This is a genomic window from Clostridium sp. 1001283B150225_161107_B6 (assembly GCF_015556325.1).
Lineage (GTDB): Bacteria > Bacillota > Clostridia > Lachnospirales > Lachnospiraceae > Enterocloster.
In genome coordinates this window covers 60,301-76,482 of record NZ_JADNMD010000006.1, presented here as the reverse complement: position 1 = coordinate 76,482, position 16,182 = coordinate 60,301, and the positions used below count along the sequence as shown (strand labels likewise).

14 protein-coding genes and 1 pseudogene are annotated in these 16,182 nt (G+C 47.7%); 9 read left to right on the top strand and 6 right to left on the bottom strand.

Annotation, left to right across the window (positions count from 1 at the left end; translation table 11 throughout):
- Positions 1-16 precede the first annotated feature (16 nt).
- The 5 genes from I2H39_RS15330 to I2H39_RS15310 all read left to right on the top strand — a co-directional run bounded on the left by I2H39_RS15330 (position 17) and on the right by I2H39_RS15310 (position 6,530).
- Positions 17-880 carry a class II fructose-bisphosphate aldolase gene (locus I2H39_RS15330; RefSeq protein WP_195626909.1) on the top strand — a complete coding sequence of 288 codons (864 nt, stop codon included), beginning with the start codon at positions 17-19 and terminating at the stop codon, positions 878-880.
- A gap of 14 nt (positions 881-894) precedes the next feature.
- Positions 895-2,361 (top strand): FGGY-family carbohydrate kinase, encoded by a 1,467-nt coding sequence (locus tag I2H39_RS15325; RefSeq protein WP_195626908.1) that lies wholly within the window; start codon positions 895-897, stop codon positions 2,359-2,361.
- Entirely contained in the window at positions 2,355-3,218 is an 864-nt protein-coding gene (locus I2H39_RS15320; RefSeq protein WP_195626907.1) for a class II fructose-bisphosphate aldolase, read from the top strand. Before I2H39_RS15325 ends, I2H39_RS15320 begins: the two co-directional genes overlap by 7 nt.
- A 6-nt stretch (positions 3,219-3,224) precedes the next feature.
- Positions 3,225-4,748, top strand: a complete 1,524-nt coding sequence (locus tag I2H39_RS15315; RefSeq protein WP_195626906.1) for an FGGY-family carbohydrate kinase — start codon at positions 3,225-3,227, stop codon at positions 4,746-4,748.
- Between the two features lie 87 nt (positions 4,749-4,835).
- Positions 4,836-6,530: a glutamine--tRNA ligase/YqeY domain fusion protein gene (locus I2H39_RS15310; RefSeq protein ID WP_195626905.1), complete on the top strand. Its 1,695-nt coding sequence runs from the start codon at positions 4,836-4,838 to the stop codon at positions 6,528-6,530.
- A gap of 84 nt (positions 6,531-6,614) precedes the next feature.
- Here I2H39_RS15310 and I2H39_RS15305 read toward each other — a convergent pair whose 3' ends face one another.
- Positions 6,615-7,085, bottom strand: coding sequence for a hypothetical protein (locus I2H39_RS15305; protein WP_195626904.1), 471 nt, complete (start codon positions 7,083-7,085; stop codon positions 6,615-6,617).
- A 257-nt stretch (positions 7,086-7,342) separates the two neighbouring features.
- Between I2H39_RS15305 and I2H39_RS15300 the strand changes: the two genes are divergently transcribed.
- Positions 7,343-8,746: a PLP-dependent aminotransferase family protein gene (locus tag I2H39_RS15300; RefSeq protein ID WP_138311684.1), complete on the top strand. Its 1,404-nt coding sequence runs from the start codon at positions 7,343-7,345 to the stop codon at positions 8,744-8,746.
- A 52-nt stretch (positions 8,747-8,798) separates the two neighbouring features.
- Positions 8,799-9,764, top strand: coding sequence for a hypothetical protein (locus I2H39_RS15295; protein ID WP_195626903.1), 966 nt, complete (start codon positions 8,799-8,801; stop codon positions 9,762-9,764).
- A gap of 111 nt (positions 9,765-9,875) precedes the next feature.
- Here the strand turns inward: I2H39_RS15295 and I2H39_RS15290 are convergent, their stop codons facing one another.
- Positions 9,876-10,496, bottom strand: coding sequence for a hypothetical protein (locus tag I2H39_RS15290; RefSeq protein ID WP_330640779.1), 621 nt, complete (start codon positions 10,494-10,496; stop codon positions 9,876-9,878).
- 263 nt (positions 10,497-10,759) lie between these two features.
- Between I2H39_RS15290 and I2H39_RS15285 the strand changes: the two genes are divergently transcribed.
- Both I2H39_RS15285 and groL read left to right on the top strand, forming a co-directional pair.
- The gene (locus I2H39_RS15285; protein ID WP_002565271.1) at positions 10,760-11,044 is read left to right on the top strand and encodes a co-chaperone GroES; all 285 of its coding nucleotides are present in this window, start codon (positions 10,760-10,762) and stop codon (positions 11,042-11,044) included.
- A 58-nt stretch (positions 11,045-11,102) separates the two neighbouring features.
- Positions 11,103-12,725, top strand: coding sequence for a chaperonin GroEL (gene groL, locus I2H39_RS15280; protein WP_138311681.1), 1,623 nt, complete (start codon positions 11,103-11,105; stop codon positions 12,723-12,725).
- A 145-nt stretch (positions 12,726-12,870) separates the two neighbouring features.
- Here groL and I2H39_RS15275 read toward each other — a convergent pair.
- From I2H39_RS15275 to I2H39_RS15260, 4 genes and pseudogenes are all read right to left on the bottom strand, one after another.
- A pseudogene (locus tag I2H39_RS15275) lies at positions 12,871-13,599 on the bottom strand (nucleoside recognition domain-containing protein); the annotation flags it as partial.
- 59 nt (positions 13,600-13,658) lie between these two features.
- Positions 13,659-15,284 carry a recombinase family protein gene (locus I2H39_RS15270; protein WP_195626902.1) on the bottom strand — a complete coding sequence of 542 codons (1,626 nt, stop codon included), beginning with the start codon at positions 15,282-15,284 and terminating at the stop codon, positions 13,659-13,661.
- Positions 15,285-15,287: 3 nt separating this feature from the next.
- Positions 15,288-15,446: a DNA-binding protein gene (locus I2H39_RS15265; RefSeq protein ID WP_024725848.1), complete on the bottom strand. Its 159-nt coding sequence runs from the start codon at positions 15,444-15,446 to the stop codon at positions 15,288-15,290.
- A 502-nt stretch (positions 15,447-15,948) separates the two neighbouring features.
- On the bottom strand, positions 15,949-16,179 hold the full coding sequence (locus I2H39_RS15260; RefSeq protein WP_195626901.1) for a thioredoxin family protein: 231 nt from the start codon (positions 16,177-16,179) through the stop codon (positions 15,949-15,951).
- Positions 16,180-16,182 lie beyond the last annotated feature (3 nt).

Sequence of the window (16,182 nt, the reverse complement as noted above, 5' to 3'; positions counted from 1 at the left end):
GGAAGGATAGAGAAAGATGCTAGTAAATTTAAAAACATTGTTGGATGACGCCAGAACCAATCATTATGCAGTTGCTGGCTTTACCACGCCTACAATTGATACCTGCGAAGCTGTACTGCAGGCAGCAGAGGACATGAATGCCCCTGTTATCATTGGACAGGCCCAGTTATATGATGAGTATGGGCCGGTTGAAAAGTTCGGGCCGGTTATGGCGCATATGGCGGAGCAGGCCAAAGTTCCTGTATGCCTGCATCTTGACCATGGAACGAGTATTGATTATATCATGAAAGCCATTAAGGCAGGGTATACATCTGTCATGGCGGATTTCTCAAATTTGGATTTTGAGGAGAATGCGAAAATTGTTAAAATGTGTGTTACCTTCTGCCATAGTGTTGGAATTTCTGTAGAGGGATTGGTTGGAAGAATGCCAAATGTGGAAATGGTAGAACAGGCAGGAGGCAATTTGGACCTAAAGGAATTTTTTACTAAGCCAGAGGAAATAGGCCGTTTTATCGAATTGACAGGCGCAGATGCACTGACAGTATCATTTGGAACTGTACATGGCATGACCGTGGCAAAACCGGTCCTTGATTTCGAACACTTAACAAAACTGCATCAGGCTTCAGAATGTGCATTGGTCATGCATGGTTCCTCAGGGGTGGAACCTTCAGAGCTGCAAAAGGCTATTACATATGGTCTTAGTAAAGTGAACGTTTATACAAAAGTGTCAACCAGCGCGCAGAATGCTATCAGAAATTCAATACGTCCGGATAGGCCGCTTTATTATCATGAAATAGAAGAGATAGCCAAGAGGGCCATGACAGAGTCGGCAAAAGAAACAATCTCCCTTTTGAGTAACGGATACAAGTTTTCAGATTAGCAGGGGGTGGGTTCATGGCATTTGGAGGTCTGGACATAGGAAGCAGCGGAGTTAAATGTGCTTTTTTCAATGAACGGGGAAAGCGTTTGGCCTTTGCCAGACAGGATTACGATTGCAGTTCCCATGGCGGGTATTATGAATTGGATGGAAGGGTGGTCTGGAATCAAGTAAAAAAGGTTTTGCATGATGCTGCCGCTCAGCTTGATGAACCGGTTGAAGGGGTTGCCGTATCTTCTATTGGAGAGGCCGGGGTTGCATTGGATGAAAAGGACAGGGTCTTGGCACCGTCTATTCTGTTTAATGATATAAGAGGCCAAAAGGAGAGCCGAGAGTTAGTGCGGCAACTGGGAGAAAAGTGGATTTACCAGACTACAGGTAATGTACCCAATGGAACGTACAGTATTGAAAAAATGATGTGGATTCGTCAAAATGAGTCTTATTACAACAGAATAGAGAAATATCTTCTCTATGAAGATTTCATCATATACATGCTGACAGGAATAAGAGGAATCAGCCACTCCCTTGCAGCCAGGACCATGGCGTTTGATGTGGTGAAAAAGAAGTGGGAGGAGCGGATTTTCCAGGCAGCAGGAGTGGATATGGGACTGATGTCAGAAGTTTACCCCTCCGGAACAGTTGTTGGAAGAATACGGACCCGGCTGGCGGCTGAACTGGGTATAAATGAAACTGCAGAAATAATCACGGGAGGACATGATGGCTGGTGCTGTGCACTGGGAGCAGGAATGACAGATGGCAGTACGGCTGTAAATGTTTCAGGAAGCTGCGAAACAATCAGTGTATTAATGGATGGGCCCCGCCGTGAGGATTTTATGATGAAATGCAACTACAGCTGTATTCCATACGTCATTCACAACACATATGCCACATATGGACTAGGGCTGACCAGCGGTTCTCTTATAAAATGGTTTAGAAACCAGCTGGGAGACGGTGGTACTTACCGGACACTGGACAGCCGTGTATCTGAAGGGCCTTCAGGCATCATTGTTATTCCGGACTTTTCTGTATCAGGAACGCCCTGTTTTTCATTGGAATCAAAGGGAATGTTCTACGGCATGACCCTGGACACGTCCAAATATGATTTGTATAAAGGACTGATGGAGGGAACTGCTTTTCATATTCGGATGAACATGGAAATACTGGAGACGTACGGGATTTCCATTCCAATGATTAGAACTGTGGGAGGAGCATCATTTTCTCCTGTTTGGATGCAGATTAAAGCCGATATATGGGACAGAGAGGTGGAGAGTGTCAGCGGAAATGAGACAGGCGTCATAGGAGACGCGATTTTGTCGGGAAAAGCGCTTGGGATTTTCCATACATTAAAACAAGGGGCGGACAGCCTTGTCCATATGGAAAAGGTGTATGTTCCTAATCCATCCCATGAAAAACGCTACAACGAGCTTTATGGGGAGTTTAAAGAAATCTTTCACTGGAAGAACAGGAGGGAAAATATATGTTAGTTAACAGCAAAGTATTATTAGAGGATGCAATGAAACATAATTATGCGGTGGCAGGCATCAACACAACCAGCCTGACCATGCTTCGGGCTGTTTTGGAGGCTGCTGAGGAGGAACGGACTCCAGTCATATTAAGCCATGCCCAACTTCATGAGCCGTATGCACCTATTGAGCTTATGGGACCGCTGATGAAGGTTGCTGCTGAAAAATCCACGGTTCCCTGTTCTCTTCATTTGGACCATGGAACAACAGAAGCATATATTTATAAGGCGCTAAGTCTTGGATTTACGTCTGTCATGGCAGATTTCGCAAGGTTTTCGTTTGAAGAGAATGTAGCAAGGACAAAAAAAGTGGTGGATGTATGCCGGGAGATTCATGTGACGGTTGAAGGTGAGTACGGTGAGATGCCAAGTAATGTGACCGGACAGGGAAGGGCGCTTCCTGATGGGGAATCACTGGAATATTTTTTCACGAAGCCGGAGAAGGCTGCCAGGTATGTAGAACAGACACAGGTGGACAGTCTGGTGGTTTCCTTTGGTTCTGTTCATGGTATTTATATTGAGAAACCGGAGATGGATTATGAGCGTCTGGGAGCCATCAGAAAAGCCCTGCCGAACACGCCTCTGGTGATGCATGGCGGTTCCGGGCTCAGTGAGGAAGACACACGGGCATGCATTGACGGAGGAATACGTAAGATAAATTATTATACATATATGGCCTGCGAGCCTTCCAAAAGGCTGACACAGTTTATCAGCTCTTCTGATAAACCGCCGTATTTTCATGAGATTTGTGAGTATTCGAGAGAGCTGATGAAGGAAAAGGCCCGGTATGCCATTAAGCTGTTTCGGAACAGGGGATAAGAGGATATGTATTTTGTCGGACTGGATATAGGAACATCCGGAACAAAGGCCGTATGTATGGATGAAACGGGAAATCTTAAGAAAATATGGTATGTCAGCTATGGTTTTGAGGGTATGGCCAGGGGATGGAGGGAGCTGGACCCGGAGGCAGTCTGGAGAGCAGTTCTCAACTGTCTGCAAACAGTAAGCAGGGAGTGTGAGGTGGAGACCATCACAGTGTCCTCCCTGGGGGAGTCGGTGATTGCCGTAGACAAGGATGGCATGTGCCTGACAAAAGGGATTACAGGTACGGATGTCAGGGGAAGAGAGGAAGGCAGGCGTTTTATTCAGGAAACCGGGAATCGGACAATAACGGAGATTACCGGTCTGCCGGCAGATTGCCTGTACTCCCTGAGCAAGATACTGTGGATGAAGGGTCAGCTCCCCCGATTACTTGATAAGACCTGGAAGATTTTTTCGTTTCAGGATTTTATTATATACAGATTGTGTGGTGAAGCGGTTATAGATTATTCTATTGCATCGCGAACCATGCTGTTTGACTACAGAACATGTAATTGGTCGGAATACCTGTTTACACAGGCCGGTTTATCGGATTCCCTCGTATCAAAGCCTGTGCAGGCCGGGTATATTGCGGGTTGTATACGGCAGGAGATAAGGCGTAAACTAGGCTGTGGCGGAAAGTGCCTGGTAGTAGCAGGCTGTCATGACCATATTGCCAATGCAATCGGAGCCGGGGTATGCAGAGCGGGAGAGTGCGTTAATGCAGCTGGGACAACAGAAGGGCTTACGGTGATGATGAGACCAGGCGTCTTAACAGAATCCGGGATAGAACGATATAATATTTCCTGTGAACCTTCTGCTGTGAAAGGGCTGTATAATACGGTTGCCTGGAGCAATGCCTCCGGTTCAATTTTGAGATGGTTCGTCAGGGATGTATTAAAGGAGAGACAGAATACTTGCTTCAGGGAACTAAATAGCAGTATCCAATATGAACCAACGCAGCTCTATGTACTGCCCCATTTTTCCGGGGCAGCTACACCTTATATGGATGATGGCTCCAGGGGGGCAATACTGGGGCTTACATTGGATGCAAGACGGGAGGATTTATACCAGGCCATTGTGGAAGGAATCCAAATGGAACTCTGCGGGATATACAAATGTCTGCATAAGGCAGGTATACCAATTACTAGAATTGTTTCCACAGGGGGAGCACTTTCGAATGAAATATTACAAATGAAGGCAGATATCCTGGGATGCGAAATTCACAGCGTGGAATGCGGGCAGACAGGGGCTGCAGGAGGTGCTATCCTGGGCGCGGTATCTGACGGTATTTATGATACAGTTGATGCAGCGGTAAAAGCCATGGTAAGGACTCAGGGAATGGCTGTTCCTGACATGAAAAGGCATGAGGCTTACGAGGATAAAATGAGAATTTATGATACCCTGTATGCACATCTCAGGGACATCAACCATTCCATGGATAAAGCCGTGTTTCCGGATAGCCGGTATTTCACAGCCGGTATGAAATAATTTCTTTTCCCCCTTTCCCATATGTCATAATTGTGATATGATTAATAATTATATTTATCACAATAGCAACGTAACGGAGGAACAATTATGGCAGACAAGGATACCGTAATGGAAACTGAGGAAAAGGAGGTAATCTCCAGAAATTTCATTGAACAGGAGATTGACAAGGACCTGGCAGAGGGTGTTTATGACCATGTCCAGACCCGCTTCCCACCGGAGCCAAACGGTTATTTGCATATCGGACATGCCAAGTCCATCTTACTGAACTACGGCCTGGCACAGAAATACGGCGGCAAGTTCAACCTGCGTTTTGACGATACAAACCCGACAAAAGAGAAGACTGAATTTGTGGAGTCCATCATGGATGACGTGAAATGGCTGGGCGCTGATTTTGAGGACAGGCTTTTCTTTGCGTCTAATTATTTTGACCAGATGTACCAGTGCGCCGTGTTCCTGATTAAGAAGGGCAAGGCATTTGTCTGTGACCTGACAGCGGACCAGATTAGGGAATACAGAGGCGATTTCACCACACCGGGCAAGGAGAGTCCTTACAGGAACCGTTCCGTGGAGGAGAATCTCGCATTGTTCGAGGAGATGAAGGAGGGAAAGTACCAGGATGGAGAGAAGGTGCTCAGGGCCAAGATTGACATGGCTTCCCCCAATATCAACATGAGAGACCCGGTCATCTACCGTGTTGCCCGTATGTCCCATCACAACACGGGAGATAAGTGGTGCATCTATCCCATGTATGATTTCGCTCATCCCATTGAGGATGCCATTGAACATATCACCCACTCCATCTGTACCCTGGAGTTTGAGGACCACAGGCCGCTCTATGACTGGGTGGTAAAGGAGTGCGAGTTCGAGAATCCACCCCGCCAGATTGAGTTTGCCAAACTGTACCTGACCAATGTCATAACAGGCAAGCGTTATATCAAAAAGCTGGTGGAGGATAAAATCGTGGACGGCTGGGATGACCCCCGTCTGGTGTCCATTGCAGCGCTGAGAAGAAGGGGGTATACCCCGGAATCCATTAAGATGTTCGTGGAGATGGTGGGCGTATCCAAGGCCAACAGCTCCGTGGACTATGCCATGCTGGAATACTGCATCCGCGAGGATTTAAAGCTTAAGAAGCCGCGTATGATGGCTATCCTGAATCCGGTGAAGCTGGTCATTGACAATTATCCTGAAGGACAAACAGAGATGCTGGATGTGCCCAACAATCTGGAAAATCCGGAGCTGGGAGACAGAAAGGTGCCATTTTGCCGGGAGCTTTATATTGAGCGCGAGGATTTCATGGAAGAGCCTCCGAAAAAGTATTTCCGTATGTTCTCCGGCAATGAGGTCCGCCTGATGGGGGCATATTTCGTGAAGTGCACAGGATGTGAAAAGGACGCTGACGGCAATGTCACCGTGGTTCACGGTACCTATGACCCGGAGACAAAGAGCGGTTCCGGCTTTGAGGGACGAAAGGTAAAAGGAACCATCCACTGGGTGGCTGTTCCCACTGCAAGGCAGGTGGAATGCCGTCTGTATGAGAATATTGTGGATGAGGAGAAGGGCAAGCTGAATGATGACGGCAGCCTGAACCTGAATCCCAACTCCCTGATTGTACTGAAGGAGTGCTATGTGGAGCCGGCTCTGGCAGAGGGAAAGGCCTATGACAGCTATCAGTTTGTCCGCAACGGATTTTTCTGCGTGGACTGCAAAGACAGTACGCCGGAAAAGCCGGTGTTCAACCGGATTGTTTCCCTGAAGAGCTCATTCAAACTTCCGAAATAGAGTTATCAGATAGAACCACAAACAAGATAAAGAAAGGCCGGGGAACCTGATGAAAGAGGTTCCCTGGCCTTTTGATGCAGATGCCTAATAATACCGGCAGGATATGAAGCGGTATTTAAAAAGCTCGTAGAGAAAACGTATGCCAATGATGATATAAATGGCTGTGCCTGCTGCAAACAAAGCCATGAAGAATACATAGAGCCCCACATACATGCTGATTCTGGATGCAGCAATAAGGCCGAGGCAGAGATATGTAAACTTGAAGACCCTGCGTTCCAGACGGTGCACCGGTATGCGGAATACCCGCTTGATGATGGACATCAGGGATACTATGAACAGGGGATAAAGGGCATCCACGGATAAGCCTGCAAGCAGCCGGTACCATTCCGGAACATCCCTTCCCGCACTGATTCTCTCTATGGCTGTGAAGACCAGGATGTGTATGAACACGGTCAGCAGTACAATGGCCACAGCCCCTATCAAACAGCGGAAGGCCAGTGAATGTTCCTTTTTTGGAGATAGTTTCCTTAACATATTCAGAGTCTGTTCGCTCATGTTCATCCATCCTTTCCTAATTGTTTTTTCGGTTCTCTTCCTACTTTTATTATAATTCCACACACCTGTGATTACAATGTACAAATCAGAAAAAATAGTATACTATTATAAAATTATCTCTGTTCTCTGTACTAATAGTGCAAATTAACTGAATAAAAGCAAAAATAGATTGACACATTACCGGCAAACTGGTATGATTAAAATGTTTATTTCGAATACAAGTGATAATGCCAGTTAAGGGTGGGAAGGAGCGGAACATGGAACTGATGGTACCCTTTGACAGTCAGACAGACAGCCCTCTTTATGAACAGATTTACCAGTACATAAAGAATGAAATCCGCCAGGGAAAGATGGAGGCTGGAAGCCGGCTGCCTTCCACCCGCATACTGGCCAAAAACCTGAGGCTGAGCCGCAGCACCACCCAGATGGCCTATGACCAGCTGCTGTCAGAAGGATATATAGAGGCCCTGCCGTGCAAGGGTTATTTTGTGTGTAAGATAGAAGAGCTGGTGGAAGTGCGGCAAAAGGGCGGAGGCTCTTTTGTGGAGCCGGGCGACACAGGGAAGGATTGCTACGAAGTGGATTTTTCTCCCAGAGGTATTGATTTGGACAGTTTTCCTTTCAATACATGGAGGAAAATCAGCAGAAACACACTGGTGGATGACAACAAGGAAATGTTTGCGGCAGGGGACCCCCAGGGGGAGAGAGCGCTCAGGACTGCCATAGGAGATTACCTTCACTCTGCCAGAGGAGTGAACTGCAGGCCGGAGCAGATTCTCATCGGCGCAGGAAGCGAATATCTTCTGATGCTGCTGTCCCAGATTTTGGGAAACGGAAGGAGAATCGCCATGGAAAATCCCACTTATAAGCAGGCCTACAGGGTGCTTAAGGGGGAGGGATATCCTGTGGTTCCGGTGGATATGGACCGTTATGGCATGGATGTGGAACGGCTTGCCCGGAGCGGAGCGGATGTGGCCTATGTGATGCCCTCCCATCAGTATCCCACGGGAATTGTCATGCCTGTGAAGCGGAGGCAGGAGCTGCTGGCCTGGGCATACAGCGCCGCGGACCGGTATCTGATTGAGGATGATTATGACAGTGAATTCAGATACAAGGGAAAGCCTATTCCTGCGCTGCAGGGCATGGACCGGGGCGGCCGTGTGATTTATATGGGAACATTTTCCAAGTCCATTGCCCCGGCTATCCGCGTGGGCTTTATGGTGCTGCCGGAGCATTTGCTGGAGGCATACCGGGAACGGGCCGGATACTACCTCTCCACCGTATCCAGGATTGACCAGAACATTCTCTACCAGTTTATAACCCAGGGGTATTATGAGCGGCATTTAAACCGGATGAGGGCGCTGTACAAGGGAAAGCACGATGCGCTGATGGCTGGCCTCAGGGAGCTGGAGGACAGGTTCTTAATCAGGGGTGAGTATGCAGGGCTTCACGTGCTGCTGACCCACAGAAAAGGAGAGCTGGAGGAAGGTCTGGTGGCCCGGGCGGCTGCCCTGGGTGTGAAGGTATACGGAATATCGGGATGTTTCATACAGCCGGAGGAGAGCCGGTTCGGCTCAACCGTTATGCTGGGATATGCCAGTCTCAGCGAGGAAGAAATCCGCAGGGGCACTGAACTGCTGGCAAGGGCCTGGACATGTTAGGCGGCTGAATGGATTATTAAGAGATAAGTTTACAGGAAGGGAATGGTATGCCATGAAAGATAGATGGACAGATTTGGCTGCTGTGGCTGCCTTTGCAGCGGTACTGGGAATCAGCGCCTGCTGGGGCCAATATGACAGGGCCCATGGCAGGGTCTGTGACCAGGCCTATGGCAGGCCGGACAGTGGATATGGCTGGATGTATGGTCAGGAAGGACCTGCAGCGAATGAAAATGGGAGGCTCATGGGGAATGCTGCTGATTCAGGTGCGGCAGGCGCTTCAATGGGAGCAGCCGGTGTACAGGAAGGTGGAGGAGCGGACCCGGCCCGGAGAAAAGGGGAGGAAATAGAGATACTGCCGGATGTAACGCAGTCCCAGAAAGAGGTCCTGGCGGAAATCATGGAAGCCTTGGAGGCACAGGATTTGGAGACCGCGGCCCGGGTGATGGACCGTGAGGAAGAGACGCTTATGACGTTGTTTTATGAGGCTATGGGCGGAACACGGTATCTCTATGACGGCCAGTCATTCAGCGGGTCCATAGAAGGCATGGGTCTGGTGCTCACCATGCCTAAGACCCTGTATTACGGTACCTTCCAGAATGGAAAGCCGGAAGGGGAATGTACGGCCCTCCAGGTGGTTGAGCTGGATGCGCCCAGGTATGATTACTCCCAGGGACTGTGGAAGGACGGAAAGATGGAGGGGCAGGGCCATACCGGATACTGCTATTATGAGACCGGCCCGGAAGGGGAGGCCAGGGACGTGTGCAAGACAGGAAGGTTTTCCGGTGACAGGATGGAGGGGGAAGTGACTTATACCACCCTGAACCAGGAGGGGGAGACATCCACCTGGAAGCTGGAGACAAAGGACGGCACAGTGCAGCTGGACCACCGCTGGATTTATATAGAGGAGCAGGGGGAATACCAGCTGATGTCCCAGGAGGATGACAGCCATGCCTATATCATGGACGGCAATCTGGCTGACCAGCCGGTATGGATTAACCTTCTGGCCTGGGAAGAATAGAATGGGGCAGAAAAGTCCCGGAGACATGATGGTTTTGTGTCCCCGGGACTTTTTTGCTGTATATTGCCTTATACCGCCGTACATGTTTCCGTCCGGCTGATATGTTTTGTTCTAATCCAGCGTATCTTCCTCAATGATAGCAGTGGGGCGGACTGCTTCCGCTTCCTCCTGGCTGCTGTCATCGTAATCATCTTCCGTAAGGTCTCCTGAATCATAGGAGGAACTGCCGTCCATGCGCCGGTAATCATAGAGGTCGTCCTCATCCACATAGTCGTCATCCAGAAATCCCTCATCTTCAAATAAATCAGAATCATCATCCTTATCCCTGGAGTGCTCATCCATGAAATCCGCTTTCTTGGACTTCACGGTCTGGAGTGCAATCTGGGCCGTGTCCACGGCAGCGGAAACCGCCTCATGGGCAGTGTCTGATAACAGGCTTCCGGCATCCTTAAGGACGTTCTTTGTTGCCTGGGCCATATCCTTGGCAGCAACCTTGAATTCGTCCTTGCTGGAGGAAAGAGAGATGTAATTGCGGTCCAGGCTGCGTGTGTCAATGGTGCGCTCTGTGCCGTCCTCATCGGTCCTGTCCTCGCCGCCATCCTCAAATTCCCGGAAATCCTTTTCCAGCTCCCTGTGGTATGTCTTATACTGAAGTACGTAGGAAACACCGGCAGCCACAGCACCGGTCACTGCTGCAAATGCTACGAATTTACCCCAACCTTTCTTTGCCATGCCAAAAACCCCTTTCTTGTAATGGTGATGCATAAAAGCTCCCCTATGGGTCATATTATGCCTTATTGTTATTATTGTAATACGAATGGAAAAAAAAAGAAACAGCAAATTGTAAAAAAACAATAAAATTAAAAGAAATTAGCACTCAACTCTTGACAGTGCTAATAACTGGTGATATAACATATCATGTGAGCAAAAGAAAGAAGTAAGGAAAAGAAAACAAGAAAGAAAAATCAGAATATCGTGTAAGGAGGAATTCAATCATGAAGTTAGTACCATTGTTTGACAAGGTAGTGTTAAAGCAGTTAGTTGCAGAAGAGACAACAAAATCAGGCATCGTCCTTCCGGGGGCAGCCAAGGAGAAGCCGCAGCAGGCAGAGGTCATCGCAGTGGGACCAGGCGGAGTTATTGACGGCAAGGAAGTAACCATGCAGGTTAAGGCCGGCGACAAGGTAATCTACTCCAAGTACTCAGGCACAGAAGTGGAGATTGAGGATGAGAAGTACGTTATCGTAAAGCAGAACGATATCCTGGCAGTTGTAGAATAATAAATAATACAGCAGGACATTACATTGTAGAACATAAAATATTGGAGGTTGATGAAAGATGGCAAAGCAGATTAAGTACGGCGTAGAGGCCCGCAAGGCACTGGAAGCAGGCGTTAACCAGTTAGCAGATACAGTACGTGTTACCCTTGGACCGAAAGGACGCAACGTTGTCCTGGATAAGTCCTTTGGCGCTCCGTTAATTACAAACGACGGCGTTACCATTGCAAAGGAAATCGAGCTGCAGGATCCATATGAGAATATGGGCGCACAGCTGATTAAGGAAGTTGCTTCCAAGACCAACGACGTGGCCGGCGACGGTACCACCACAGCAACTGTTCTGGCCCAGGCCATGGTAAACGAAGGCATGAAGAACCTGGCAGCAGGCGCCAACCCAATCATCCTGAGAAAGGGAATGAAGAAGGCTACAGACGCAGCCGTGGAAGCCATCAAGAAGATGAGCAAGCCAATCAACGGCAAGGAGCAGATTGCAAGAGTAGCTGCCATCTCTGCTTCTGATGACGAAGTGGGAACCATGGTAGCAGACGCTATGGAGAAGGTTTCCAAGGACGGCGTTATCACCATTGAAGAATCCAAGACCATGAAGACAGAGCTTGACCTGGTTGAAGGTATGCAGTTCGACAGAGGTTACCTGTCCGCTTATATGTGCACGGATATGGATAAGATGGAAGCTAATTTAGACGACCCATACGTGCTGATTACTGATAAGAAGATTTCCAATATCCAGGATTTACTTCCGCTGTTAGAGCAGGTAGTTAAGATGGGCGCAAGACTTCTCATCATTGCTGAGGATGTGGAAGGCGAAGCACTGACCACCCTGATTGTAAACAAGCTGAGAGGCACATTCAATGTAGTTGCTGTTAAGGCTCCCGGCTACGGCGACAGAAGAAAAGAGATGCTGCAGGATATCGCTATCCTCACAGGCGGTACGGTTATCTCCGAGGAACTGGGTCTGGATTTGAAGGATGCAACCATGGAGCAGTTAGGACGTGCAAAATCCGTTAAGGTTCAGAAGGAGAACACCATCATTGTTGACGGCATGGGCGATAAGGATGCCATTGCAGCAAGGGTATCCCAGATTCGCAAGCAGATTGAGGAAACCACCTCTGACTTTGACAGGGAGAAGCTGCAGGAGCGTCTGGCCAAGCTGGCAGGCGGCGTAGCTGTTATCCGTGTTGGCGCTGCTACCGAGACAGAGATGAAGGAAGCAAAGCTTCGCATGGAAGATGCGCTGAACGCTACAAGGGCAGCTGTTGAGGAAGGCATCATCGCAGGCGGCGGCTCTGCATATGTACACGCAGCAGGAGAAGTAAAGAGCGTTGCTGACGGACTGGAAGGCGACGAGAAGACAGGCGCCAGAATTATCTTAAAGGCTCTGGAAGCTCCTCTGTTCCACATCGTAGCCAACGCAGGACTGGAAGGCTCCGTTGTTGTAAATAAAGTAAAAGAGTCTCCTGTAGGCCACGGCTTTGACGCTTACAAGGAAGAGTATGTGGATATGATTGAAGCTGGCATCCTGGATCCTGTAAAGGTTACCAGAAGCGCTCTTCAGAACGCAACCAGCGTTGCCTCCACACTGCTGACAACAGAGACTGTTGTTGCCAATATTAAGGAGCCGGCTCCGGCAGGCCCGGCAGCACCTGATATGGGCGGAATGTATTAATCCGTAAGGCATGATATTTAACTGATAAAAAATAATGAGGATGGGACGCAGCACAGGCATATGTGTGCTGCTGTCCCATCCTTTTTGCTCAGCTGTCCTTTGCGGCGGGGAAATACATTTTATACAAACATCCGGGCCACGCTTGCTATACAAACATCCGGGCCACGCTTGCAAAGGCAAAGCAAAGTACGATTCCGCTGACCGTAGGCACCAGGAAGGAAATGACAGTCCATTTGAAGCTGCCTGATTCCTTGCGGATGGTAAGGAGCGTGGTGGTGCAGGGCCAGTGCATCAGGGAGAAGAGCATGGTACTGACAGCGGTAATCCAGGTCCAGCCGTTATTTACCAGCAAATCCCGCAGCTGCGCCAGACTGTCAAATTCCAGAAGGCTGCCCTGGGCCATATAGGCCATGATAATGATGGGAATGACAATTTCATTGGCAGGCAGTCCCAGGATGAATGCCATGAGAATTACGCCGTCCATGCCCAGAAGCCTTGCAAATGGGTCCAGGAAACCGGAGCAGTGGGCTAACAGGGTAATGCCGCCCACCTGCACATTTGCCATGACCCAGATTAACAGGCCGGCAGGGGCAGCCACCGCAATAGCCCTTCCCAGCACGAACAGTGTCCGGTCAAAGATGGAGCGGACAATTACCTTGCCAATCTGGGGACGCCTGTAGGGAGGCAGCTCCAGGGTAAAGGAGGAGGGGATTCCCTTTAATACGGTCATGGAAAGTCCTTTGGAGACAACAAAAGTCATGCACACACCCAGAACAATAAACAGGGTCAGAAGCAGGGCTGACAGCATGGAGTCAAAGGCTCCTCCGGACACTCCCACAAAGAACATGGAGATAATTGCAATGAGGGTGGGAAATGCGCCACCACCCAAAGGGTAACTTTGCTCCATACGACGAGTAGATGGCTGACAGTTCCCTACTCGCCGTCGATAAAAATATGGAGGTCTTTTCCATTCCAGACAATTTTCTTAACCATCAGCTTGATTAAGGTACGCTTTTCTTCAATCGTCAGCGTATGGAAGTTGTCTTTGAAGCTGGATAATGCCGTGGACAGCATATCTACCTGGATTTCCCTGTCAGTTATGATGCTGACATCCTTTTGCAGACGTTTTTTTTCTTCTTTCATGGAAGACAGTTCTTTGTCCAGTTCCATGATTCTGGCATTTACACGTTCAATGAAAGCTGTGCCTAAGTTTCCGTGTGACAGTGTGTTAATCAGGTTGTCCATCTCGCTGTTACATTTGGTGATTTTGTCATCAATGACTGATAGGGGACTTTTTTGTGTCTGGCCCTGTAAATCCTGTTTCAGCTTTTCCAGCAGCTTGTAGATGCCGGAATTCTCATCCGTGTACTGCATGAGGTATTCACAAACAATATCGTCCGCCTGCTGTCCATTGAGGTTTTGACAGTCACATAATTTTAAACCTCCACGTAGTTTGTTGTTACAAATATAGTCGTAGAGTTCACGGTTGCTGCCTTTGCCGCTTCGCTGCTTTGCGAACATCCGGCTCTGGCACTTGTCGCAGAAGATTAAGCCGGACAGCAGGGAATAGTCATTATGCATGACAGCTGGTTTCGTACCTGTGGGGATGTTATCCTTCAAGATGTTCTGAATGGCCACCCACTTTTTACCGGAAATACGCCCCTTGTGCTTTCCGATGGCTACAATCCATTTATCCATACCCTGTCTAGGGGCATTTTTCTTCCTATAATCACGTTTATTATATGTCAGCAGACCATATTTATTGGAACACTCGGTTTTTTCAAAGCAAACGTCTGAATGATGTTCCGTAAAGTATTCCCATGCGTCTTCATCAGCGATACAGTAAACCGGATTTTGCAGTATTTCTTTAATACCTAACAGAGAGAACATTTTCCCCGTACGTGATTTGATTCCTTGCTTGATTAAGTATTTGCTTACGCCGGATATGCTCCGAAGTTCTAAAAACTTTTCCAGAATACAGTCGATGGTTTTAAGTTCCTCCGGATTGTCCTTTAGCTTGCAGGAAGTCTTGATTTTACCGTCAATGATGATTTCCTGCATCTTTTCAGAGGTAAATCCTGTGGGGGTAGTGCCGCCCAGCCAACGTCCGGTCCTTGCCAGCATTAGCATATTGTCACGGACACGCTCTGCAATCGTTTCTCTTTCCAGTTGGGCGAAAACCGAAGCTATGTACATCATGGCCTTTCCCATAGGCTTTGAGGTGTCGAATTCTTCCTTGATACAGACAAATGAAATATTATAGCTGTTCAGGTCTTCAATCAGAGAAGAAAAGTCACTGACATTACGGCTGATACGGTCAAGGCGGTAACAAACAACATATTCTGGTTTGTTTAGTTTTATATCACGGAGCATTTGCTGAAATTGCGGCCTGTTCGTATTTTTTGCAGAAAAGCCTTCGTCTTCATAAACGACTATTTCCGCCTTATCTGATTCGGGGATTTTGGCTGAAATATACTCCCTGCACATTTCAATCTGGTTTTCGACGCTTTCCCCTTTGCCCGTATATACCGATTTACGGCTGTATATATAGATTCTCAAAGATTACTCACCATCCTTTTTTTGCTCAACATAGTCAGACAGAATCTTAGCGCATAAGTTGGAAAAGGTACGCTTATCCTCTTTTGCCAGTTCGTCTAACTGCTGTTTTAATTCCTTTGGGATTGTTATAGGTACTCTCACGTTATTTTTAGAAACAGCCATATTGTCCACCTCCTTGTATAGTGTGTACCATAGTGTAACACTATTGTCAAGATTGATGGAGGGTTTTGGTGTTCTTTATAGGAAGAATATTGAGGTGGTGATATTGACAGCGCTCGTGGAATAATGCGAGAACTTAGTATAAAACTATAAGATATAGTCGTTCTGAGGCTGAAAATGGCCCTGAAATACCGAAAAAAGGCTGTGAAGATTTGTTTTGGATTCGTTTTCCAGGTGAGACGATAGCAAGGGAGGATGTGAGGGTAAGAACCAGATTATAATATGCAGCTGAAGAATGAATTAAAGCAAGATGCTCCAGAACTAAAAATTTAGATGCACTGATGAATCGGTGGGCTGGAATTAATAGTTTGTGTCAGATAATATAAAAGCCATTCCCGCAATTTTGGTTAAACGTAGGAGATGGCTTTTTTAAATATAAAGCTATAGTTAGAACATATTTGTAAGAGATACCAATTCGTTCTAAAGAATATAACACCATGAGTGTTTATCGGAAGAGTTTGACAAGTTCCTCCTTTTTAGCAACTCTTCCAGAAATAACCAGTTTTCCATCCACCATTAATGAGGGGGAAGTCATTACTCCCAATTTTACAATATCTATCAGGTCTTCCACCTTTTCGATTTCCGCATCAATATCCAATTCTTTGATTGCGGTTTGGACATTTTTATATAGTGCATCGCATTTTTCACAACCCGTACCTATCACTTTAATATTCATCTT